Origin of the sequence: Moorena bouillonii PNG, from assembly GCF_001942495.1 — a bacterium.
GTDB lineage: Bacteria > Cyanobacteriota > Cyanobacteriia > Cyanobacteriales > Coleofasciculaceae > Moorena > Moorena bouillonii.
Genome location: NZ_MKZS01000001.1, coordinates 5,023,697 through 5,048,504 on the forward strand (window position 1 = coordinate 5,023,697; position 24,808 = coordinate 5,048,504).

Consider the following 24,808-nt stretch of genomic DNA (forward strand, 5'->3'; position numbering starts at 1 on the left):
GTCTCTCTCCCGGTTGCGCCAAGGCCAAAGGCCACGCTACGCGAACGGTTTTTCAACCTGTACTCATGGTTTCAGTATATCCTAGCGCTACATAATCGTCAACCTCAAATACTAGAATTATTTCTAGGCGACTAAATTCGCTAGTCACTTTCATCTCCGCTCGCTTTGTGACGGAGTTTTCAGTGTTTAAATTTCTAATAAAATTCATGGGTGATGTGAGGGTATGCAAAAGCCAATGTTTGAAACAGCTGAACAATTTCCTGTCTTGGGGTTACCCGTTCACCTTTTAGACAACTACAGTCAATTCTTAGACGATCGTCTCACCAAAGGTCTAGGTAGTCATGTAGTAACTCTAAATGCCGAAATGGCAATCCAGGGAGAGCGCAACCCTGAGCTAGCTGCCGTTATCAAGCAGGCAGAACTGGTGATTCCTGATGGGGCGGGTATTATATTTTACTTACGGCTCCACGGTAAAAAAAAGCAGCGCTGTCCAGGAATTGAACTAGCTCAGTCTTTACTGGTCAAGGCTGGACAATACGGAGAATCTTGCCCAGTGTTCTTCTATGGGGCAGCCCCTCATGTAGTCCAAAAAACAGCTAGGGTTTGGCAGAAGAGAGTTCCAAAACTAGCGATCGCTGGAATTAGTCATGGCTACCTCAGTGCAGAAGCAGAGGAAGAATTAAAGCTGACCTTAAAACAAAAGCAGCCTAAAATCATACTAGTCGGCTTAGGTGTACCACGTCAAGAATTTTGGATTGCCCAGAATCGCCACCTGTGTCCCCAATCCACTTGGATTGGTGTTGGTGGTAGCTTTGATATCTGGTCAGGGGCTAAAACCCGTGCGCCAGCCTGGTTCCGGAACAATAATCTCGAATGGTTATATCGGTTGTATCAAGAACCCCACCGTTGGCGGCGAATGATGGTTTTGCCTCAGTTTGCTCTCAAAGCCTTAGGTCAAAGAATGATGGTTCTGCCTCAGTTTGCTCTCAAAGCCTTAGGTCAAAGGTTGGCATAACCTAATCCCTAATCAATAGACCTTGCAGCATTAGTTCGCAACATTAGAATTGTCGAGTATTATCTTGATGCGATTGGCCTACGGCCACGCTACGCGAACGCAAATGGGGAGCGGCTGTTTGCTGCGGAAGGAGGGATACGAAGCGTCCCTCATCTGACTCCCCATCTCCCCATCTCCCCATTTCCCCATCTCCCCACCTCCCACACCTCCCAAACTTGCTACACTTCCCTCTCTTCCCTCTCTTTCCCTAATTCCTAATGACCGAAAAAGCGATCATCCAATTACAAGGAGTCACAACAACCTATCCCAACAACCGAGGTTTGTTTAACGTCAATCTAGAAGTCAAGTCAGGGGACTTTTTATTTATCACAGGGCCTTCTGGTGCTGGTAAATCCACATTGCTAAAATTACTCTATGGTGAACAGCGTCCCACCCAAGGTAAAGTATTTGTCGATCAATTCAATGTTGGGCAATTACGAGGCGATCGCTTGTCATTCCTACGCCGTCGCCTGGGGATTGTTTTTCAGGACTACAAACTAATTCCCAAGCGCACTGTTTCAGAGAATATCGCTTTTGTTCTGTGGGCACAGAGTTTTACTCGCAAAGAAATTAAGCGACGGCTAACACCAACCCTTAAATTAGTGGGTTTGCAAGACAAAGCCAACTGTTTTCCAGAGCAACTTTCAGGAGGAGAACAACAACGGGTAAGCCTGGCTCGTGCCATTGTTAGTACACCGCCCTTGATATTAGCTGATGAGCCAACAGGTAACCTCGATCCCGACAATTCCTGGCAGGTATTAAACATTCTCAGGAAACTCAATCACCTAGGCACTACAGTTATTGTCACAACTCATGATGAAAACTTAGTCAGAATCTCCAATCAGCCAGTAGTACAGCTGCGAGAAGGTCGTTTATATTCGCCTTTTTAGAGGCAATAGTTTACGAAAAATCAAACATTATGGGTGAGCACTGGGCTCAAGGATTGTTGTTGAATTTTCTTAGCACTCTCGGTCAGTCCTGCTCTGACTTTTTGGTATTCAGACTCAAGCAGCGGAAAAATTTCCGCTGCTCCAGTGATGGTTTTGGACCTCCCCAGACTTTCCAAGTCCTGACACAGTTTGGAGAGATTTATCCCCCCTAGGGTAGCGCTACTAGACTTTAATGTGTGAGCCGCAATTTCCATGGCTTTTGGATCTTCTTCAATAATTGCTTGAGCCATGTTTTTTACTAACCTCGGAGTATCTTTTAAATAAATTTCAATCAAACTAACCAAACATTCCGCCCCCCCTTCTCCGATACTGTCGATCAAGGATTGTAAAACCGAAAAGTCAACAGCTGGATCAGCTAGTACTTGGTTGGGAGGTTCACGATGGTGCGGACATTGACTCAAGGCACGGACTAACTCTGGTACCTGGATCGGCTTGCTAATGTAATCATCCATTCCTGCACTCAGGCACATTTCTCGATCCCCTTCCATGGCATTAGCAGTCATGGCAATAATCCAGGGGCGTGAATGAGCTGGCCATTGTTCACAAATCCGTTGCGTCGCAGTTAAGCCATCCATTTCCGGCATTTGGACATCCATCAAAACCAGGTCATAGGGCTGACGACTCAGAGCTTGGAGTACTTCTAATCCATTACCCGCGACATCAGCCCGGTACCCCATCCGTTTCAACAATTGCAGGGCTAACTGCTGGTTAACGATATTATCTTCAGCCAACAAAATCCGCAAAGGATGCTTTTGCGCCATTTCGGTGTCAAGTTTTAGGTGTTGAGCAGGTGTTCGCTTAATCTTGATCGGCTGTCCGCTCATCACCTGGGTCAAAACATCGTAAAGCTGAGATTGCTTAATAGGCTTGTTTAAGACAGCTGCAATATCTAGCTGACTCTGATGATGCTTTGTATCTGATTGACTCATTGAGCTGAGCATTACCAAGGGCAATCCTTGACCCTCAGACTGCTGGCGGATTTTGGTTGCTAGGGTAAAACCATCCATCTCAGGCATCAACCCATCCAGAATGGCAATGTCAAATTTATCCCCCTGACTGAGCCAATCGAGAGCTTCTCTACCTGATGCTGCTGTCTGGGTAAACATACCCCAAGACTTGGCTTGCTCGGAGATAATCGTGCGGTTGGTTGCACTATCATCCACAATCAGCAGCCGCTTTCCTTCTAACAATGGCTGAGATACTGGCAGGTTAGGTTCCTCGAGCGGATCAGGCTGTTTAGCCAATACAGTGAAATAAAATTTAGACCCTTGACCAACTTGACTCTCTACCCAAATCTTGCCACCCATCATGGTGGTGAGCCGTTGACAAATGGCCAAACCAAGACCTGTGCCTCCATATTGGCGAGATGTGGAGGAATCCACCTGAGAAAAAGACTGGAACAGGCGGTCGATCCGATCCTCAGGAATGCCGATACCAGTATCCTTGACCACAAATTGGATTTCGTAGATTGAAGATTGGGTGGAAGCAGGACAAAATCTGGTGGTGTTAGGGTTGCGGGAGGAAATCTGGGGGTGAGGCGGTGAAAATACTCTCGTGTTGTCTCTCGTGTTGTTTTGTATTCCGTTAGCTCCCCTGACCCCGTTGATATACCCTGTCTGGTCAAATCCTCCTTGTAAAGTGTAGTCCTTTCCATTGGCTAGAGTAGGGAAACTCAAAGAGTAATGTTTTCCGTAGTCAGGACCAGACGCCAACGGGTAGGAGTAGTTAGCAGTATTGGTTTGTTCTTTTTCTTTGCCATCAACCCATTCCCCTGTGCTCACTTCTCGGGCGGTTACAGAAAGTAATACTTCCCCGATATCGGTGAATTTAATCGCATTCCCCAACAAATTAACTAGAATTTGGCGCAGCCGAGTCACATCTCCCACAATCATGGGTGGAGTGTTGGGATGGAATAGATAGGCTAACTCCAATTTTTTCTCAGCTGCTTTTGCTGCCAACAAGTCTAAGGATTCCTCAATGCAAGTGATCAGATTAAACGGTTGTTCTTCTAACTCCAGCTTTCCAGACTCAATTTTGGAAAAATCCAAAATATCATTAATGATGGTGAGTAAACTATCCCCACTATTGCGGATCGTTTCCACAAAGTTTCGTTGCTGGGGCGTTAGGTCTGTATCCAGTAGCAAACCCGTCATGCCAATCACGGCATTCATAGGAGTCCGGATTTCATGGCTCATGGTTGCCAGAAATTCGCTTTTTGCCTGAGTGGCCGCTTCGGCAGTTCTTCTAGCTTGCTCTAGGGCGAAATTTTTCTCAGTCAATTGCTCTCGTTGGCGGGTTTCTTGCTCAAGCAGGTGAGCCTGAGCAATAGCAATCCCTACTTGGTCAGCGACGGCTTCGAGTAACTCGATTTCATCGAGACTCCACTGACGAAATTCATCACACTGATGTATTCCAATCACACCATTCGGTTCCCCCTGATAAGAAGTACGAATTACCAACATGGATTTGACTCCAATTTGCCAACATATTGGGAGCATCGGTTTGACAAGGGGGTCTTCGTAAACATTAGGGGAACTGATGGCTCGGTCTTGGACTAACAACTGCTCTAAATAAGGATTCCCCAGAATCGGAATTTCTAAATCCAGTATGGATAGATAACCCTTTTCTAAATACTCAGCCACTGTAGGAATGCGAGGATAGGGTTGAGAAACATAGGTATGAATGGTGCAACGATTGACCTGAAAAACTTGACCAATTTGTGTGGCAGTGGTCTGAAAAATTTGTTTAGTGTTTAAACTTTGGCGGATTTCTTGGGTCACCTGTTTAAGTAGCATCACACGAGTCAGTTGCTGGTGTAATGCCTCCTCAGCTTGCTTGCGCTCAGATATATCAATCGATACGCTTAATACCGCTGGCATGTGGGAAATTGCTAAGGAGAAGGGAATTTTGGTAGTTTGGATTATACGCTTTTCTCCATCGGGATAAATGATCGTCTCTTCTCGAAGGTGTGTCGGTTCTCCACTATCCAATACCTGCAAATCCGCCTCTGTAAACTGGAATGATTTTAGGAAAGATTGAGGAAAATCTTCATCCCGATGGTATAGTAACTCATCTACTGTCGTACCATAAGCTTCCGCAACTGCTTTGTTGGCTAGAAGAAACTCTCCATCTCGGTTCTTGGCGTAAATGAAATGAGGCACTAAATCAATCACTTGACGCAGTTGTTTCTCACTTTCTTTCAGATGTGAATCGCTTAATTTACGATTTGTAATATCTCGGATAGTGCCAGAAGTTCCTGTGATAGTACTGTCAGGATCTAGGGTTAATTGTGCATGAATTTCCAGCCAGCCCGAGCCGCCATCCTTGGTAAGATACCTTAGTTCCTGCTGATAATACTCCTGTTTGTGGGTAATTAGGGATTGAAACAATTCAATATTAGTTTGACGGTCATCAGCATGGAGATAATCAATAAAGTTAGTACCAATGCTATCTGCTATAGAAAATCCCGTCATTTCTGTCCAAGTTGGATTGAGAAAAGTCAACACCCCAACCCCATCGGTTTGGAAAATAACCTCTTGCACATTTTCCACCACTGACCGATACTGCTCCTCTCTCTCCAGCAAGGCCAGTTCAACTCGCTTGCGTTCGGTAATGTCTTCAACAGAGCCTTCGTAGTAGAGCAAATTTCCATTAGTGTCTCGGACAGGGCGCACATTTTCCAAAATCGAGATTACACTACCATCTTTGCGATAAGCCTGAGCCTCAATGGATGATACAGCGCCATTTTCCGCGATTCTGTCAGTAAACTCGTTACGACCCTCAGTGTCCACATAAATTTGTTTTGAAACGTTTGTAATCGACTCTACTAGTTCTTCTGGGCAAGAATAGCCATAGATTCTCGCTAAGGCTGGATTGGCACTAATAAAGCGCCCATCGGGTGTAATCTGATAGATGCCCTCTACTGAATTCTCAAAGATGCTGCGATAATTCGCTTCAGCTTGCTGCAGTGCTTCCTCGGCTCGCTTACGATTGGTGATATCACTAAAGGTACAAATGACTTGCTCTACTGACCCATCCACCCCCACCTGGGGATCGGCATTCACTAGTAACCATACCCAATCTTTTGTCGCTTGATTGTGGACACCCATAACCACATTTCTTACCAGTTTACGGGTGCTAATTGCCTGTTGGATAGGACGACTTTCAGTGGGGAATGGAGTGGTGTCTTCGTGAATGATAGTCCAATCTGAACCAAAAGGACTTTTATCCAACAATTCACTTTCGGTGAAGCCCAGTATATCCAGAGCCGCCTGATTAAAGAGCATGAATTCGGTTTTTGCCTCGAATAGCAACACCCCTACCTGCATTTCTCGAATCACTGTCCGGAATAGCCTTTCGCTTTCTTGCAATGCTTCTTGTCTAAGAGCTTGCAGTGCTTTACTCGTTTTCTGCTCGTAATTTGAGGCAAGTAAGGTGAGGCTGAAGATGATTAGGTTAGTTATCCCTATGGTGCTTGTTACTACCGAAGTATTTAATGTCGGAGAAAACCCAGTCTCTAATAGTGAAGTAACGGGAAACTTGGCTGCCATCATGGTTGTATAGTGTACAGAGGTAATGGCTAATCCTAGGATCACTGCCCAGCAAACCTTCCACCCATGAAGGACTTTTCTGGTTCCTACCCCCACATCAAAGGATAGCCACAAGATGAAAAAGGATGTCAAGCTGGCTATCACAACCGATAGGGCAACAAAAAGAAGGTTGTAGTGAATCAGCCCTGGTATTCTCATGGCAGCGATCAGCAGGTAGGGTATGGATGCGATCGCTAATCCCATTACCACACTGCCCACCATTAACTGTCTGAGGTTGTTGATGCGGCTGACACTATAGAGTACGGCACCAGATATTAGCACTGCTACCCAGTAAGAAAGCAGTACCATTGGCGTATCATAAGTGATAGGGGTGGGGAAGCGGAATGCTAGCATTCCCAAAAAGTGTATTGACCAGATCCCAATTCCCATGATCATTGCCCCACCGATCAGCCAACCTTTACGGTTAGTCTTTTGTGAGGTTTTTACTTGTCTAGCTAGAATCAGCACCGTATAGGTCACAATCGAGGCGATAGCAATGCATAGAACAACTAACTGTAGGTCATAGAGACCACTCATTGCTCTATCTGTATCGCTAATTGGGACAGTTTCTATGAGAAAATTGAGCCAGACCAAAACCATTGAGTAGGGCATACCGAGATCTTATCTCCCAGACCCTCTAGGGGTCTTGTTGATATATTTAGACGCGAAAATTGTCTTGTAATTCTGAATAGATGTCTTGACTTTACACAATTTTGATGAATTAATTTACCGTATAAATACGGATTTTTAGTATATCTATATCCTGAAATTTACCGAATCTAATCTATTAGTTGAATCAGAAAGCACCAAATTTAAAACTTGGGAATTGTAATTGCATAGATTTTTTGAGCTACCAAATAATTATCAACAGAGGGAAAGATAAGTGGATTTATCCATACCTAATTGAATTTTTGATAATCATCATTGGGTCTATACCGTAAGGCAACCCCTGATCAATAAACAGAGTACGAATTTTTTCGTCAATTAACAGTTAATAGTTAATACTTCAAAGTTAATAGTTAAGCTGACGTAAGTCTTGTAAAACTGGATGTAGTGGGTCATAAGCTCGTTCAGAATTTTCTTGAATCACCCGGTGAATGGGAACAACCTCCACCACGCAGTTAGTGTAAGCGATCGCTTCCAACTGTCTTACCAACTCGGGTGACCAAGGTTCCTCACAAACTCTCTGATTTTGACAAGTCAGCCACTCAATTAAATGCGATCGCATCACACCTGGTAAAATTCCAGCTTCCACTGGTGGTGTCCACCACTGACCATCTCCCCATCCCCATAAGTTACCTGTGCTAGTTTCCAGCCAATTCCCGTGATTATCTACCAAAATCCCTTCGAGTGCTCCCATATTTTGCGCCATTTGCTTCGCCAGCCATGGAGATAGGTAATTCCCGGTCTTCTGAGTGGGTAAGCAGCGATGAAATTTTACCGAAGAGGACTGGGCTACCCAAGCAGTGATACCCTGTTCTTGCCACTGGGCTAAATTAGCTGGCAGAGGACGACCCATAATCAATTCTCGTCCATCGGGGAATAGGGTAATTCTCAGCACTGGGTAAAGGGTGATCAGTGATTGTGCTCCTTGGCGCAATTGCTCCCAATCCGGCTGTTGCCAACCAAATGCTTGTAGACTCGATTGGAGGCGATGGCAATGATTAGTCCAATGGGTTAGTGGGTGATCTAATGACTGATCGTAAACCCGTAGGGTAGTAAAAACTGTAGCGCCATATATAAATCCTGGCTCATCAATGGTCAGGCTCAGGGAGTTGCCCTCAATTAGCTCGGCATTGTACCAGAAGCAAGGTTTTGACATCGCTCTTATAGTAATTAACCAGAATTGCGATTATAATCTGCTTTTCCTCTTCGAGCGGTTTGTCTAGAACGGATGGTATACTGACCATGAATGTTGACCAAGTAGGGAACTATATAGGTTAAACCCCCTGAAATCCATCGCTCTCGATTCATCTGTCCTTGTAGGAGAGCAGAACCATGGTTGATCACAAACAGAACTGAGCCAACCACCAAAGCCACCCTCAGCGCAGTTGGCATCAATTCGAGATCAACAACACTTAGACAGAACTCTTTTAGAGGTTTCACCCTGTAGCTATCTAGGAAGCTGTTAACGATACAATTTTACCTAACTGATGTTTTTTTTTGGCGGTTGACTCTTAATTACTAGAAATTACAACACTGAAAGCCCCGTATCTTTAGAGCGGGGATGAAAGTGCCCAGCGACTTTAGTCGCCGTGAGAAAAATCTTGGCTAGTACTTGACATTTTTATAATAAATTGTTTATATAAAAATATATCCTTTGCGTAGCGTAACCGTTCGCGTAGCGTGACCGTTGGTCAAGGTTAAGGAGGTCGATATTCGGTGATTATTCTAGAGTTCAAAGCCAAAGGCCAAGAGTCTCAATATTCAGCCATAGACGAAGCTATCCGGACTGTTAAGTTTATCCGAAATAGCTGCATCCGTTTGTGGCTAGATAATAAAGGGACAGGGAAAAGCGACCTTAGTCGGTACTCAAAAATACTGGCAAAAGAGTTCCCTTTTGCCAATGAATTAAACTCTACTGCTCGTCAGGCTGCGTCTGAGAGGGCATGGTCATCGATTGTTCGCTTCTACGATAATTGCCAGAAAAAAGTCCCAGGCAAGAAGGGTTTTCCAAGGTTCCAAAAACTTGCTCGGTCTGTCGAATACAAGAAGTCAGGATGGAAATTATCTCCTGACAAAAAGTCTATAACCTTCACAGACAAAAAAGGGATTGGAAAGCTTAAGCTCAAAGGCACCTGGGAGTTGTGGCGCTTCGACAAGAAGCAAATTAATCGGGTTCGGATAGTCAAGCGAGCTGATGGGTACTACGTTCAATTCTGCGTTGCAGTTAACGTGAAAGAGGAAGTAGAGCACACAGGCGAGATGGTTGGCCTAGATGTAGGAATCAAAGAGTTCTACACAGACTCCAATGGTCATTCTGAACCCAATCCCCGATTCTACAGAAAAGGGGAGAAACGTTTAAAGTTTTATCAGCGCCGGGTTTCTCGGAAAAAGAAAGGCTCATCCAATCGCAAAAAAGCGGTTAATAGGCTAAGTAGACAGCATCTTAAAATAAGTAGGCAGCGTCAAGAACATGCAAAGAGACTTGCACGTTGCGTAATCCGATCTAACGATCTGGTCGCCTACGAAGATTTAAGAGTTAAAAATCTGGTAAAAAATCACTGTCTCGCCAAGTCTATTAACGACGCAGGTTGGTATCAATTCAGGAAATGGCTGGAACATTTTGGAACTAAATTTGACAGGATAACTGTTGCAGTAAATCCTGCCTATACTAGTCAAAACTGTTCTGAATGTGGTGAGGTAGTCAAGAAATCCCTTTCTACTAGGACTCATGTCTGTGAATGCGGATGTGAACTTGATAGAGACCACAACGCCGCCATCAACATCCGCAATAGAGCCATAAGTACGACGGGGCACGTCGGAACTTGGATTATTAATCCGAACGCTTCAGGAGATTTGGCCTCTACTGTTCTTGATTCCGGTCAGGTTCAGCAAGTCGAGTCGATGAATGAAGAATCCCCGCGTCTAATGACCGGGGAGTGTCAACCAATTAGCTAACGTCTCAACAAAAAAAACGGATGACAATTACCCTGAATAAAAATCTCCCCCATCTCCCCACCTCCCTATCTCCCCCTCTCCCCACCCTCCACACACTTCCTTTAGTTATAGATTTACCACAAAAAGATACACCCTCTTAAGCCCTTACTGGGATACCCTCCTGACTACGCGATCGCTGAGTTTTCAGCAAAGAAATATTAGTAGTTAACAAGAAACTGGCAAAGCTAGCAATAGCAATAATTGGAAGAATCGAGGTATCAGACAGAACGCTAAGAATAACCGTGCTACTGACCGGTGTTTTGGTGACTGCCACATTCACCGCTGCCATCAGGCAAAGCATAGCAATGGTGGGGTGAATTTCGGGTAAGGCGATGGAGATAGCTAAACCCAGATTGGCACCGATGAAAAATAGAGGAAAGATAAATCCGCCTCTAAACCCACCGTGGAGGGTAAAACTGATCGCAAACATTTTTGCCAAGGCAATCCCCAGTAACATGGTTACCCCCAAAGTGGGACCTTGTTCAATCACTGTTTCAATTTGCTCCTCACTAAAAAATAGGGTTTGGGGAAAGAATACAGCAATCAACCCGATCGATAATCCGCCTAGTGTAGCTAGCAAAATGTGCCGATGTTCAATCGATTTAATCCAAGACTTGGTAAAGCGAAAGATATAGATAAACACGATAGCTGCTAATCCACCAGCAACCCCGAGTAATCCACCCTCAATTAAATTTAGCCAGGACAGAGTAGGTAACGTATCAAAAAGGTTAAAGCGGTAAATTCCTCCCACATCTAAGCCAGTACCAAAGCGGAAAACAGAGAAGCTAAAAATTGACGCGACAATCGCTGGTACGATGGCTTCATAGTATTCCAGACTCCGGCGGTGGGGAATTTCTAGGGCAAACAATGCCCCCCCGATCGGCGCACCAAAAAAGGCACCAAGAGCAGCACTCATCCCGCAGAAGGTCAATATCCGGATATGGCTGATTGCTAGTTTAAGCTTGACTCCTAGCCAGCTACCTAAGCTACCATTAATCTGTACCAATGGTGCTTCTGGTCCAGCACTCCCTCCAGCGGTGATGGAAATTAGAGAGGTGACAATCATGCCAGGAGTTTGACGAGGCTCCATCCTGCCTGGATCGTGAACTTTTTCAATCACCAACGCCATTTCACCGGGTAACCCCAAGAAGTAGAGGGATAAGCCCACGAAAAACCCACCAATGGTAGTGGCAATCCACACATAATTCCAAGAGGGTAGCCAACTCGGGAAATAGGGTTCTAGAAATTCCGGTAACCAATGCCAAACAAAATGCAAACACTGTTCTAGGACAAAATAGTAACTAGTTGCTACTAATCCGCCAGCAATGCCAATCCCTGTAGCGCAGAGGATTAGTTGGGTATAGGCTAGCTTGACTTGTTTATTGTCCCGATCTGATTTTTCCGTCTGATTAGTCCTTTGATTTACCGATAACACTTCAGCCGTATCTGATGTCATTCTTGTCTTGACCCAGTTGTTTTTTACGAAAATTGGTTATTGCTTCATCATGGACAAAAATAACATAAATAGATAGAGTCACTATGTATAGAGTACATGAAAATAAATTTATTTTTACATTCCGTGTCAATCCCTCTTATTTTGAAATCCTTACTCGATATGAAACTGATATAATAAGTAATTTTGCTTATTATATTTGCCGTTTTGTCTGAGTAAGGCTTTTAGAATTTACATGGGTTTGCCCTGTTTTCACATCAATTTTTTTTTATGTTGATTTTGCATTAATTAAAACTATTTTTTGCATAAAGTAGTTTTCATAACGTTGAAAACTGAGTTATCATTAACAATGGAAACCCTAAATAAATAAGGGGTAATCGGTTAGGGGAATTTTGCCCTCGTCTAGTCTGATGGTTCAATACCTAATATTGCTTGAGGTAAGCCTGACAAGAGTTTGCCTGAGTCGCGGGTGTTGCTACAGACTACAACAAACCCTCCGAGTGCAACTCCTCTAATTGGTAAGCCAGATGCAGCAGCTAGTCCAGAACTGCTCGCTTCAAATTATTGGTCTAGCTGCAAAGCACTGGCATAAGCTTTTAGCTGTAAGCATTCAGCTAATGCGCTACGGGAACAGTTTTTGAAGAAAAGAGGCAAGGATTCGTTTCATGTGAGTTACTTCTACTGATGGGATTTTCCCCAGACTTTCAATTATGATTAATCTCGAACTATTAAATTCTCACGCTTAGAGGTTTATTTTAAGCTGACAGCTGACAGCTGTTCGCGTAGCGTGAGCTAAAAGCTCACGGCTGTCAGCTTACGTTTAGCATGAATATTTTTCATGTGCTTCTTCACTGTGCTGAGGGTAATGAATAGCTTAGCGGCAATGTCTTTATAGGAATAATTGACTCGACGCAGTAACCAGACTTCTGCTTCACGAGGAGTTAAACCATAGTGGTAAACTTCTGCAAGCACTAGATTTTGAATGGATTGATGTTGGTCTTCAAGAGTAACTAAAATACAAGGCTCTTTAGATAACTCTAATTTGAGCCATCGCACTCGAATCCGAACAGGAGTTGACTGACTCGTAGTAAGATGAGAATCTATAATAACTGCCTGAGAATGATAGGACTTAAAACTGTATTTCAAAGCTTGGCAGATACGCCAGATTTGTTTAGGCACCAAATTAGATTGTTTACTCTCTGGTGTGAGTTGATCCAACAGAAGGCGAGCAGATTCATTGGCATGAAGTATCTTTCCTTTTGTACTCAGAATCAAAATGCCATCAATAAATCCTTCCAGTATCCCTTGTAAAAAAACCTTATGTAACTGTTGTGCTTGAGTATTGGCTCTTTCTAAAGAGTTAGTGATAGTATTCATCTTGTAGACCTATTCTAAAAGAAGTTGGATAGTCTGTGGGGAGGCGATTTACCACTGCTCAGTTTGGGGGAGCTAGGTCATGTGCTGCAAAGTGTAGTTAGTTGCTATTTTTAAGGGTCTTAATACTTATCAGGATTAAGCCTTAACGTTTATGCAGAATATCGCATTTTTGTAACAAAACTTAACTATATGGCGGAAGTCAAGCCTATCCCCTGAAGGGGTTTGCACAACATCGGGATAATTTATGAAGATGGAGATGGGGAAGATGGGGAAGATGGGAAAGATGGGAAAGAATCTACCCAAAGTCGGACTGACTTGTCTTACGTTTCAATCCCTTAAAATTGCTATAGTCTTAAAGGGAGTAGGGAGTAGGGAGTAGCGATGCAGCGCCGACCTGCGGGGGTTTACCCCACTCGCTATTGCATCAAGACGGGAGTAGGGAATATGGTATCAAAAATTATCACAATACCTACAGAAATACCTAGAGTTCAAAAATTGACTATTAGTAAAATCCAATGGACACAATTAAATTAGACTTGAATCCAATGATGACATTACGTGAAACCAGCAACCCTAAGATAGAACTGCGATCAGTATTCAAGCAGACATAATCTAATGACAGACCAGGTTTTAATCCTAGGAGGCAAAGGACGAATCGGGAACAGTGTAGCCCAAGACTTACTTGCCCATACTCAGGCGAAAATTACGATTACCGGACGTCAGGGTAAACTTGACCTAGCTTTGCCACAACAGTTACAGCCCCCCGTGCAGTTTCTCCCTCTAGACTTAGCTGATCAGGAGGGGTTAAAAAATGCGATCGCATCTCACAACCTAGTCATCCATTGTGCTGGTCCGTTTCTATACCGAGACGCTACTGTCCTAAACACTTGCATCGAACAAGGGGTTAACTATCTCGATGTCAGTGACAACCGTGCTTTTACCCGTAAAGCCTTAGCCTTCCGTGAACAAGCTACTGCTGCTGGTGTCACCGCTATTGTGAATTCTGGCATTTTTCCTGGTATCTCCAATAGCATGGTGCGTCACGATGTGGAACAGTTAGATGTTGCAGAACGGATTCACCTCAGCTATGTAGTTGCGGGTTCTGGTGGTGCTGGAGTGACGGTAATGCGTACTACTTTCCTGGGATTGCAAGAACCCTTTGAAGCTTGGATTAATAATCAGTGGCAAACCGTTAAACCTTATAGCCTACGGGAAACCATCCAATTCCCTGCTCCCTATGGTAAAGCTGGTGTCTACTGGTTTGATATGCCAGAAGCCTTGACCTTAGTGGACTCATTCCCCGTTAACACCGTCATCACTAAATTTGGCTCAGTTCCCGATTTTTATAATCATCTTACCTGGATAGCTGCCCACATCTTCCCCTCATCTTGGCTGAAAAATCCCGCTGGAATCGAGTTTTTGTCCCATGTCAGCCACATCATGACCGATGTAAGCGATCGCGTTAGTGGCATTGGTGTTGCAATTCGCTCAGAGGTTAGTGGTTACAAAGATGGTAAATCAGCCCGTGCTAGCTCCACCTTAGTCCATCAGAATACTGCTGTCGCTGCTGGGGTGGGTACTGGTAGTATTGCGGAACTGATGCTTACTGGTCAACTCAATAAACCGGGAGTTTGGCCAGTGGAACAAGCTCTGTGTACGCCGTTATTTGAGCAAATTATACAAAGTCGAGGACTTGAGATTAATACTGTTGAAGCTTGAGTGTTGATACCAAATCCGCTTTGATAATCCTCCTTTAACTGAGATATTACACCAGTACAAAAAACTTAATAATGGCAGTGATAAAAATCAATTTAAGTCCTCAAATAGTCAAATATTATCACTTTTACCTGTTCTGATATCCGCTGTGGCCTACCTTTACAGGTTAATTGTAAACTTGGTTTAAGATCTGAGTTTAACTCAAATCACAAGATTTACGCCGCAAATTTACGTTTTTGATCTGCTAAGAGTGAAATCTACTCAATATTAACTAGTCTTAGTGGAGTAAATCCCATGAAAAGTGTCCGTGTGGTAGTAACCGGAACTGTAGGAGCTGGCAAATCTACTTTTGTGAGAACAGCGAGTAATGTTGAAGCTGTGGAAATAGAACGTAAAGCCACCGACGAAATACTTCTGCTAAAGAAAAAAACTACCGTTGCCTTTGACTTTGGTAGCCTTACCTTTGGTAAAAATCTAAATGTTCACATCTACGGTACTCCTGGTCAATCTCGCTTTGACTTCATGTGGGATATTTTAATTCGTGAAGCTCACGCCTACATCGTACTTGTGCCGGTTCATCGACCCAGCAGTTTAAACCACTCTCGTGAGCTTCTGCTGTTTATGAAAGAGCGAGTAAATGTTCCCATGATTATTGGTTTAACCCATATGGATTGTCCAGGGGCAATGACCTCAGAGGAGATTATCAGAACTCTCGGTTATAGCAACCCTCACAATCAACCCGCAAGTGTGATAGTTAATCCCAATCAGCGAACCTCAGTGCTTGAGGCTTTGGTGCTTTTGATCGATCTCCTAGATTGCTAGACAAGTCAGTAGCTAGTGCCGTTCAACTCAAATAACTGACCAGCCCCTGTCAGGTCGAAACCCATAGCACAAAGGACGTTTGTCAGGGCGAAGCATTCGCACATAAATTCTTGGTTTGCTCCCACATTGGCTAGCCGAATACTTCGCCCCAAGGATTATCGTTTATAAGAATTGCCATCTTCTGTAATTTGTGTTTATAAAACTATACAAATCATTAATTAGCGTCACTAAAAAAAGTAATCCGGATTGAACGGATCCCTTGGTGAAAAGCTTAGTAGGTAAACGTTATACAGTTTACCTATAAATGCAGTATCAACTACTAAACATCCAGGAGTTTAGGTTATAGGTACATTCAACGATAGATGAATTCAATAGTTTAAAATTATAGTAAACCTAAACTATAAACTTCACTAAAATTATACAAAAAAATACTTGTAAATCTTTTATTTTAGCAATTCAAAAAGCTAAAATATAACCAAGTTACAGGATTAGCTATTAGCAGAAAATTATCTATTTAGATAATAATCCATAAAAACATTGCTATAGTGTTTAAAGACTAGAAACTTAAATCAGGGTGCTTTGCTAAATAGTCAAGTAATAACTTAGAGTTAGATTCAACTATATCGGAGTAATTATGAGCTTAGATCCCCAAGAATTTATGACCAAGATGGAAAAGCGTGTCAAGTTGACCAGTGAAGACAAAGCGCTTCTGAAATCACACGCAGATTGGGGAAAAGAAATTGCTTCTGAAATGGCAGACCATTTCTATACTTACTTAGGTAACGATGAAGAAATGGATGCCATTATGAAAGAGAAGGAAGGTCGTATGGAGCGCCTACGGGTAACCTTTGTGCAATGGTTTTACGAAATGTTCACTGGTATGGATGACTGGGGACAAGCCTATGCTGAACGTCGTTGGCGTATAGGTTTGGTACATGTGAAAATTGGTATCGGTCCTCAACATGTCGTCCCAGCAATGGCAATTGTAGTACAGGCATTTACTAACCGGATAAAAACTGATAGTAAAGATGAAGCCTTGCGGGATGCTCTCAGTCGGATCTGCATGATTGATTTAGCCTTCATTGAGCAAGCCTATGTAGAAGTGAGTTCGGCAGCGGTTCTCAGAGAAACTGGCTGGACAGAGGGTCTATTTAGACGTCTGATTAGTACTGGCGCTAGCTCTATGTAACTAGAGCAATCCTAAATTATTTCTGAACAATACCTCTGAATAAAATAGTTCTGACTCGGAGAATTATGATTCCTGAGTAAGAGCTGTGACTGTTCACTTTTCCGATAGGATTGCTAGATTACGTGTCGTTTTTGTTGGAAACTAAATCAATAGTCTATAAGTTCTGGCAAATTGGCACTACTCCTACTTAACTATCAGCTATCAGTTTCGAGGAACACAAACTAATCGAATTACACATTCTGCAATTGGAGTAAGGGAACAATGGCGATCAATTCTCAAAAATTGGGGTATATCCTGCATAATTTTGTGACATCCACTGCTGATATTCAAGGAGCAGCTGTAGTCACAACCGATGGTTTACCGTTAGCATCTAGTCTGCCTGGAGAAATGGATGAAGAACGGGTTTCAGCCATGTCTGCGGCTATGCTCTCCTTGGGTGAGCGAATTGGCTCAGAACTGGCTAGAGGAGACATCGACCGAATCTATGTTGAGGGTAAAGAGGGATTTAGCGTTTTGACCAGTTGTGGTGAAGAAGCGGTATTTCTGGTTCTAGCTAGTAAAGCAGCTAAGCAGGGAGTATTGATGTTAGAAATTAAACGAACTCTGGCTGAATTAAAACCAATGTTACTATAGTAAATTTGTGGAAATTACTCTACTAATACCTTTAGTTTATATAGAGTTTTTCGCAGTTATGAGGTACGCTTTTCAACCTCAAATTCCCCCTTATTAAGTTAGGGAAATTAATTTGTACCTTATGGGATATATAATTGCTATAAAAGGGATAAATTATAGTAATTGATAGTCATTATTAATGGCTTATAGATAATGGGTAATGGGTAATTAATAGACTAGTATTAATTACCCATTACCCATTACAAATGGTAAATTTTTTTGTTAAATTGTTGTTCGGATTCTGGATTATTGGTATAACGTCAGTGGCTGTGTGAAATTCAATGTAAGGTATTTTGTGTTCAAGGTTGACCACTATAGCGCTATGCGCAAGGGCAAAAGGCAAAAGGCAAAAGGCAAGAGTTTACCATAACAGCTTTTCAGCTTTTATAAATGTCCTAAGCGTAGTGCTATAACAGTTAACCATCAACCATCAACCATTAACCGTCAATAAATTACCTTGATTCACCCCAACCTACTGGCACAGTTGATAACCTGTAGTATTTGCTAGGGAAGCATAACCCAATGGACAATATACGGATTGTAGTAACGGGAACAATAGGGGCTGGCAAATCTACCTTTGTCAGAACATTCAGCGAAGGTGCGGTTATTGAAACAGAACGAACGGCTACGGATGCCACATCATTGTTTAAGAAAAAAACGACCGTTGCCTTAGACTTTGGTTTGCGTCCCTTAAATCGGAACTTGGATTTGCACCTGTATGGAACTCCTGGTCAAGCTCGCTTTGATTTTATGTGGGATATTTTGATTCGCCGAGCTCACGCCTATATTTTATTGATGGCAGCTAATCGAAGCAGTGATTTTGCTAGTGCTCGTCAGATTCTATCGTTTATGCAAGAGCGGGTCACTATTCCAATGATTATTGGTCTGACTCATACTGATGTTGCAGGGGCATGGACTCCAGAGGAAATTATGATGCGCATGGCATACATCGGCGATCCTAATCAACCCCCGATTGTAGCTGTTAATCCCAATAATAAGACCTCAGTATTTGAAGCTGTAATGATTTTGATGGCTCAGATGCTTTGCCAAGGGAGTTTTATTGAAGGTGCTAGGAAAGAAAAAGTAAGTCAGGCAGCTCCGCTACCTGTTAAGAACCAATATCATTGGCCGAAGCCTCAGTTTTTATCAGGGGGTTAGTCAGCGAGTAAGCATTGAGCTAAAGGCCTTGGCCTCTGGCCACGCTACTTGAGGTGCTAATGCGCTACAGATGGTGCTACTTGAAGTGCTATCAGGTAATAGGCTACGCACACGCTACGCGAACAGCGATCCAGGAGTTCAATGAACTAGTTGAATTGGATCGCTGAATTTTATTTTAAAAGCAATTATAATAGATCTAAATTCAGCAACTAAACCAGTAACTAGTGCAGCGCGGCAGAAATACTTGAGCAGCTGCTGATAATGGTAAAATAGAAGGATGAACTGCTTACCTACTCGATGCTCAGCTTACCCTATTGTACTCTTCACAACTTGTGCTATGCCTGACCCCCATCCCCTGAAGATTAAATTATCACAGCAACAGCGAAGTTTACTCGAACAGTTAGTGCGTCGTCACAGTAGCCCTCAAGGATTAGTGGAACGGGTGAGGGTCATTTTATTGGCTGCCGAGGGTATGAATAATACTCAGATAGCTCAAAAGTTGCAACTCGCACGTAATACTGTGCGAACCTGGCGAAAACGCTGGTCTGTTGCGACCGAGCGTTTGATAAGTATAGAAGCAAAGGGTATCACTGACAAAGAACTGCTACAAATGATGGTAGACAGTTTAGGGGATGCACCACGACCAGGTACACCAGCGACATTCACCACGGAGCAAGTAGTACAGATTGTTGCTACCGCTTGTGAGTCGCCTCCGAGTTTTGGGCGTCCGGTGAGTCACTGGACAACCAAAGAATTAACCTCGGAAGTAGTTAAACGAGGCATAGTGGAGCAGATTTCTCAACGCAGTGTGAGGCGTTTTTTAAAACGAGGCGACTCTACAACCCCATCGAAGTCGTTATTGGCTCAACGCTAACCCGGATGACCCAGAAGAATTCAAACAACAGGTGACAGCTATTTGTCAGTTGTATGAACAAGCTCCAACTTTGTCAAAACAAGGGGTTCATCTAGTAAGTACCGATGAGATGACAGGCATCCAGGCACTTGAACGTGCGGCTGAGACTTTACCGATGAAACCAGGACGCATTGAATGTATTGAATTTGAGTACATTCGCCATGGTACAGTGAGTCGGATTGCTAATCTGGAGATTGCTACAGGAAAAGCGATCGCTCCTACGATTAGTCCAACTCGTTTTGAATGTGACTTTGCTAACCATATTGCCAATACCATTGAAACTGACCCAGATGGGGAGTGGATTTTTCTGGTTGACCAACTCAACATTCACAAATCAGCTTCCCTGGTGCGACTGGTTGCTGCTTGCTGTGAAATCGACACGGACTTAGGGGTCAAAGAACAATTTGGTATTCTCAAGTCCATGGCAACTCGTGCTGCTTTCTTGTCTGATGCCAGTCACCGTATTCGTTTCGTCTACATCCCAAAGCATACCTCTTGGTTGAATCAGATTGAGTGTTGGTTCAGTATTTTGGTCAGGCGCTTGCTCCGCCGTGCCAGTTTTACCTCTACTGTGGAATTAAGCGATCGCATTCTAGAATTTATTGATTACTTCAACCGCACTATGTCCAAGCCTTTTCAATGGAAGTACAAAGGAGGTCAACAGGTTGAGTAATCTAATCTGGTGGCAGCTGAGATCATGTCCACCTCAAACAGCCTGAGTTATGTCCAACCTTGTACCAAAGGTGCCTGCCTTGATGATGTAGTGTCAGGCTGTTGGGGATTCTGGTACAAGGTTGGGAGCAGTTTGGGCTACCAAGTTAAGGCAGGACTTGAGAAACTCAAGGAGAGAGTCAGAGTTGAGAACTAGTTCGCGGCATAGTGCCGCGAACTAGTTCCTTTTTTTGAGAAGACATCATGCCCTCAGCTGGTTCACTGTTACCGTGCTCATTGCATCCTCAAGGGATGGGGGTTAGGCATAGCCTAGTTGTGAAGAGTGTAATCGGATGAGCTGAGCATCGAGTGCGAGTGGGTCAGCGGTTCATCCTTCTGTTTCACCATTATCCGCAGCTGCTCAAGCATTTCTACCGCGCTGCACTAGATTAAGCTTTGATAAAAAAGACTTGGATAAGACGCAATTAACACCAAGTTAGAACCAAGGGATTACTTTGCCTGGGAGTGGATTGACCTTGATGAAACTAAACAGCTCATGGATGGGGTGAGCAAGGATGAATCCATGGCTGCTGACGATCTAGCGTCTTATGATCTTGATAAGTTACATTTCCATCATCGGCTAATAACTCTATTCCGTCATTGGTCTACCACCCAGCAAGCTTCATGAATTTAAAACTTGAGCTATTTGTAGATTGCGACTGGACCATTCGCCAGCCGAGTGGTCACGGTAGATTTATTGACTACCCTGACCAGCAAAAAGTGATGGAAGGAGCTGATCAAGCTCTGCAATGTTTCAAAAATAAGGGTTATATCATTCTTGGGGTGACCAATCAGGCTGGAGTTGCAGCCCGACATAAAACCCTGAAGAATTGTATTAAAGAACAACAGAAAACTCTTAAATTGCTTCCCCAGCTCAAAGGAATTATTTTTTGTCCTGACTATGGGACAACCTGTTATTATTGCGAGCGGCACTACTTTTCTGAAGTAACCAGTAAAGCATACGCTGGAGAATACCGAAAACCAAAGCCGGGAATGATTTTGCAGTTTAAAACGAACGGCTCTTCAGCTTTGATGGTTGGCGATTGACCTTCGGTCACGCTTTCGGCAAAGCCGACGCTGCGCGAACGCGAACGGTCACGCTTCGCGATGAAGCGAAGCTTCCGCTAAAAGCGAACGCAACGAAGATGCTGAGGCAGCCGTTGCAGCTGGAATTCCGTTTATGTGGACATTGGATTGGCTAGCCAAATATGGAAGCTGACATAGGTCTATTGAGAAACTCACCATAGGGAAAGCGTTCGCGTAGCGTGGCCTACGGCCAATCGCATCTGTTTCGGGTTGCCAGTTACTCTCCCGCCACTTGTAGAATATCCGCGTAGAGGTGAGGGCTGATTAGGATTGATAGAAAAAGGGAACTTGGGAACAGGGAACATCGAACAGTAGGAAAGAGAACCGAAGAGTTTTTGATGTTATGATAAATCAGCAAGATTGTTAATGACCTATTTGTAAATGTTTTTAAATGGTATCCTTATGAGGTACATTGAATTTTATTACCCCTACTCCCTACTCCCTACTCCCTACTCCCTACTCCCTAAAACCCAGGACGTTTTACCTAACCCAATTTAAAACTGCTATATGAATCCAACTATTTCTACTATTCCAATTCAGCAACTAACCTCAGGCGATCGCATTTCGCTCCAAGTCTATAAATTCGTTGGCTCCCAACCAGGAAAGAAGGCATATTTACAAGGCAATCTCCATGGTTGTGAAATTGTTGGTAATGCAGTGATTCACCAGTTGATTGACTTTTTGAGCACTCTGGATGACACTCAGCTGATTGGGGAAATCTGGCTGGTTCCTGTTTGTAATCCAGCTAGCACTAATCAGCGTAGTCATTTCTTTGCCACAGGAGGATTCAATCCTTACGATGGTCAAGACTGGAATCGGATTTTTTGGGACTATGAAAAAGAGTGTGATGATTTAGAGGATTTCGCCCAATCTCAACTTAATTTGAACCCTGATGAAATCAGAAATAACTATTTAGCACGGATCCAGTCTAGCTTGAAACAACACTTAGAAGACTGCTACTCTCCGAGGGGATTACCGTTTCGTCACCTTTACCGCTATCAACTGCAATCTTTATGTGTAGATGCTAACTATGTGATTGATATCCATAGTTCTACTAATCAAGGACTTGATTTCTTGTATGGCTTCTACTCTCGGGAAGAAAGCGCCAAAGACTTTCTTCTCGATTATGGAATTGTGATGCATGAAGATGAGTATGATGGTGATGCTTTCGATGAGGCATTTATTAAGCCTTGGCAAGGGTTAGAGAAAGCCTTGGCTAAGTTAGGCAGAACCCTTCAGTTTGATATTGAATCATGGACCCTAGAACTGGGTTCTGGGATGCAAATGAATCCAGAGTCGGTGAAAAGGGGAGTATACGGTATCAAAAACTATTTGTCGAAAAAAGGAATGTTAAAATTGCCTGATTTTCCGATAACTGATCCAGACTCCTACCAAATGAAATTAGCATCTAAAGATAACATCGAGAGATACTATGCTCCGGCTGGAGGAATGATTCAATCGAGAGTTGAATTAGGGAATGTTGTTAAAGTAGGAGATAGACTTTATCAGCTACTGAGCTTTAATAAAGAAGGAAATCTCCCGAATGTCATTGATATCAAGGCCGAGACAGATGGTTTAGTGTTTGATGTTTCAACAAATTATAGTGCGAATCAAGGGGAATATGTGCTATCAATAAGGCAATTTGATAATTAGGTAGGGGTAGGAAAAATTAATTAAAACTTGGATTGTAATTAGGACTTGGATTGCTCAACATCTTGGCGTTAATGTGACCAACTTACTGATTCTCTAAAGCCAACTATCTTGTCCTTCTGGGGCATCTGAATTCAACCAACTAGCATCTAAATAATTAATTCGAGCAAAAGGACTCAAGGCTGATAGCACATGACGTCCATAACTGCGGCGGTTGACACGATTATCTAAGATGGCAACACAGCCTTGAGTAGCTCTTACTGGTGCCACTGCTCGTTGTAATTCTCTCAATGCTGTTGGTAACAAATACAAACGAAACCAATCCATTAGTTGCTGCTTGTAGTAAGCGACTCGACCAGCAACTAATGGATTTTCCAAAGAGGGAATTGGTAAGGTAGCAATCATCAACAGTTGGGGAAGGGGGATTTGAGCTTGAGACCTATGCCAAAATTCCCAGCCACAAATCAAAATACCTCTGTGACTGAGACTGGTGGTTTCTACCTGCACCCGGGAACCAAATTCTGCTGCTAAGACTGCCCCTAGCTGGGCTTTGAGGGGGACATCTCCAACTAAAATAACGACTGGTCTGGTGATGTCAGTACTTAGGTTTAGTAGGGTGCGAATTTCTTGAGTCAGAGCATTTTGAAATCGCTCTGTATTGGGCATGGGTAGACGATCGGGCAAATACAGTTGAATCTGTTGGTGAGGGGAAAACTTCAAACAGGTTAACTCCCCTAATCCGAGCTGTTGACGGTACACAGAGGCACTTTTCTCTAAATCTAGAGCCCCACCGATTAGCACTACTGGCTGTCTCGACCAAATGGGATTTAAGGCTGTAGCCACTTCTACTGGTGCGCTATATAAGGAAAACTGACCTTGCGATCGCGCAACGGTTGCCCACATTAGCTGACCTGACTGCTGCCAGAAGTGGCAAAACTTTTCCCAGGGTTTCAGCAAATATAGAGATTCTGGTTCAGTGCTGAGGGAACTTAGTCGAGCAAATAGCTGTTGCAAGCCATCTTGCTGATCTGCTTCAATCAAGTAGCACTCATAGGGGTTAGCAGGGCGCTGAAATAAGGCTTTGGTTAGCCTTACCCGCACATCCCGAATCAAATCAGCTTCTTGTGGATGGGCTTGCATCAGTGCGTCCCAGTCTTGGGGCTGGATGCAGCCTTTAAGCTGGTTACTAGTCCAAGATTCTAGGTCATCCACACCATCAATCACAGTAGGAATATGATTAGGAAACCAGCCCTTGTGCTTCAAGCGGTCTGTTAGCCACGATTCTGGTGAAGTAATCAACAGTCCTTGGAACGGTTGATCGGGAAACCTATCACTGGTATGAATTACCTTATCGGTACCAAACCACTGTTGTAAAAGGGGAATTTCCTTTTGCAGCAACCATTCTTGTATCCATAAGGGTGCCACTACGATCACAGGTCCAGACCAAACCAGGGCTGGTGCCAGGTAACTCAGGCGATAGGAAGACTGTAGAGAGGTTTCCTGCAAGGGTTCTAAACCGGTCTGTATCAAAGCAGAACGCCCTAACCGCAAGGCTCGTGCCACTAGCCTCGCCATAGTCAATTGGTGAGGCCAATTGGGTTGACCCTGCGATCGCAGAAAATCTCGTAACGAGGAATGAACTTTGACTTCAATCAAACTAGCATTCAACGGCTTTGCCTCGTTAAACTGAGCAATGAGCACTTATACTGTGATCTTAAATCATGTCTTGGGCAAAAATCGTGAAAGACTAGATGAGTTGACGTTTAGTCGTTAAATCTTACACAATATTCGACAAACCTCCACAGAAC

General features: G+C 43.5%; 19 protein-coding genes. 12 read left to right on the top strand and 7 right to left on the bottom strand.

Annotation, left to right across the window (positions count from 1 at the left end; translation table 11 throughout):
* The first annotated feature begins 235 nt into the window (after nt 1–235).
* Complete coding sequence (locus tag BJP37_RS20400; protein WP_075906306.1) at nt 236–1,015, top strand: WecB/TagA/CpsF family glycosyltransferase; 780 nt, start codon at nt 236–238, stop codon at nt 1,013–1,015.
* 43 nt (nt 1,016–1,058) lie between these two features.
* Here BJP37_RS20400 and BJP37_RS39665 read toward each other — a convergent pair whose 3' ends face one another.
* Nucleotides 1,059–1,196, bottom strand: a complete 138-nt coding sequence (locus BJP37_RS39665) for a hypothetical protein (protein WP_158069687.1) — start codon at nt 1,194–1,196, stop codon at nt 1,059–1,061.
* A gap of 76 nt (nt 1,197–1,272) precedes the next feature.
* Between BJP37_RS39665 and ftsE the strand changes: the two genes are divergently transcribed.
* The gene (gene ftsE, locus BJP37_RS20405; protein WP_075901502.1) at nt 1,273–1,944 is read left to right on the top strand and encodes a cell division ATP-binding protein FtsE; all 672 of its coding nucleotides are present in this window, start codon (nt 1,273–1,275) and stop codon (nt 1,942–1,944) included.
* Between the two features lie 20 nt (nt 1,945–1,964).
* Here ftsE and BJP37_RS20410 read toward each other — a convergent pair whose 3' ends face one another.
* The 3 genes from BJP37_RS20410 to nrtS form a co-directional block, all read right to left on the bottom strand.
* Nucleotides 1,965–7,205: a PAS domain S-box protein gene (locus BJP37_RS20410; RefSeq protein WP_229415387.1), complete on the bottom strand. Its 5,241-nt coding sequence runs from the start codon at nt 7,203–7,205 to the stop codon at nt 1,965–1,967.
* 400 nt (nt 7,206–7,605) lie between these two features.
* Nucleotides 7,606–8,415 carry an aminotransferase class IV gene (locus BJP37_RS20415; protein WP_075901504.1) on the bottom strand — a complete coding sequence of 270 codons (810 nt, stop codon included), beginning with the start codon at nt 8,413–8,415 and terminating at the stop codon, nt 7,606–7,608.
* A gap of 14 nt (nt 8,416–8,429) precedes the next feature.
* Nucleotides 8,430–8,651 carry a nitrate/nitrite transporter NrtS gene (gene nrtS, locus BJP37_RS20420; RefSeq protein ID WP_075901506.1) on the bottom strand — a complete coding sequence of 74 codons (222 nt, stop codon included), beginning with the start codon at nt 8,649–8,651 and terminating at the stop codon, nt 8,430–8,432.
* 324 nt (nt 8,652–8,975) lie between these two features.
* Between nrtS and BJP37_RS20425 the strand changes: the two genes are divergently transcribed.
* Nucleotides 8,976–10,214 carry an RNA-guided endonuclease InsQ/TnpB family protein gene (locus tag BJP37_RS20425; protein WP_075901508.1) on the top strand — a complete coding sequence of 413 codons (1,239 nt, stop codon included), beginning with the start codon at nt 8,976–8,978 and terminating at the stop codon, nt 10,212–10,214.
* A 136-nt stretch (nt 10,215–10,350) separates the two neighbouring features.
* Here BJP37_RS20425 and BJP37_RS20430 read toward each other — a convergent pair whose 3' ends face one another.
* Complete coding sequence (locus BJP37_RS20430; RefSeq protein WP_075901510.1) at nt 10,351–11,709, bottom strand: chloride channel protein; 1,359 nt, start codon at nt 11,707–11,709, stop codon at nt 10,351–10,353.
* Between the two features lie 789 nt (nt 11,710–12,498).
* Nucleotides 12,499–13,083, bottom strand: a complete 585-nt coding sequence (locus tag BJP37_RS20435; RefSeq protein WP_075901512.1) for a helix-turn-helix transcriptional regulator — start codon at nt 13,081–13,083, stop codon at nt 12,499–12,501.
* Between the two features lie 615 nt (nt 13,084–13,698).
* Here BJP37_RS20435 and BJP37_RS20440 point away from each other — a divergent pair.
* From BJP37_RS20440 to BJP37_RS20480, 9 genes are all read left to right on the top strand, one after another.
* The gene (locus BJP37_RS20440) at nt 13,699–14,802 is read left to right on the top strand and encodes a saccharopine dehydrogenase family protein (RefSeq protein ID WP_075901514.1); all 1,104 of its coding nucleotides are present in this window, start codon (nt 13,699–13,701) and stop codon (nt 14,800–14,802) included.
* A gap of 261 nt (nt 14,803–15,063) precedes the next feature.
* The gene (locus BJP37_RS20445) at nt 15,064–15,621 is read left to right on the top strand and encodes a GTP-binding protein (protein ID WP_267876626.1); all 558 of its coding nucleotides are present in this window, start codon (nt 15,064–15,066) and stop codon (nt 15,619–15,621) included.
* A 634-nt stretch (nt 15,622–16,255) separates the two neighbouring features.
* A complete protein-coding gene (locus tag BJP37_RS20450; protein ID WP_070394025.1) occupies nt 16,256–16,810 on the top strand; it encodes a protoglobin domain-containing protein in 555 nt (184 codons plus the stop codon).
* A gap of 261 nt (nt 16,811–17,071) precedes the next feature.
* Complete coding sequence (locus BJP37_RS20455; protein ID WP_009149020.1) at nt 17,072–17,443, top strand: roadblock/LC7 domain-containing protein; 372 nt, start codon at nt 17,072–17,074, stop codon at nt 17,441–17,443.
* A gap of 561 nt (nt 17,444–18,004) precedes the next feature.
* A complete protein-coding gene (locus tag BJP37_RS20460) occupies nt 18,005–18,640 on the top strand; it encodes a GTP-binding protein (RefSeq protein WP_075901516.1) in 636 nt (211 codons plus the stop codon).
* Nucleotides 18,641–18,977: 337 nt separating this feature from the next.
* Nucleotides 18,978–19,514 (top strand): helix-turn-helix domain-containing protein, encoded by a 537-nt coding sequence (locus tag BJP37_RS20465; RefSeq protein WP_075901518.1) that lies wholly within the window; start codon nt 18,978–18,980, stop codon nt 19,512–19,514.
* Between the two features lie 109 nt (nt 19,515–19,623).
* A complete protein-coding gene (locus tag BJP37_RS20470; RefSeq protein WP_198954325.1) occupies nt 19,624–20,226 on the top strand; it encodes a transposase in 603 nt (200 codons plus the stop codon).
* Between the two features lie 662 nt (nt 20,227–20,888).
* A complete protein-coding gene (locus BJP37_RS20475; protein WP_075901520.1) occupies nt 20,889–21,311 on the top strand; it encodes an HAD family hydrolase in 423 nt (140 codons plus the stop codon).
* Between the two features lie 546 nt (nt 21,312–21,857).
* Nucleotides 21,858–23,003 carry a succinylglutamate desuccinylase/aspartoacylase family protein gene (locus BJP37_RS20480; protein ID WP_075901522.1) on the top strand — a complete coding sequence of 382 codons (1,146 nt, stop codon included), beginning with the start codon at nt 21,858–21,860 and terminating at the stop codon, nt 23,001–23,003.
* A gap of 93 nt (nt 23,004–23,096) precedes the next feature.
* Here BJP37_RS20480 and BJP37_RS20485 read toward each other — a convergent pair whose 3' ends face one another.
* Nucleotides 23,097–24,701 carry an ATP-dependent DNA helicase gene (locus BJP37_RS20485; protein WP_081431267.1) on the bottom strand — a complete coding sequence of 535 codons (1,605 nt, stop codon included), beginning with the start codon at nt 24,699–24,701 and terminating at the stop codon, nt 23,097–23,099.
* Nucleotides 24,702–24,808 lie beyond the last annotated feature (107 nt).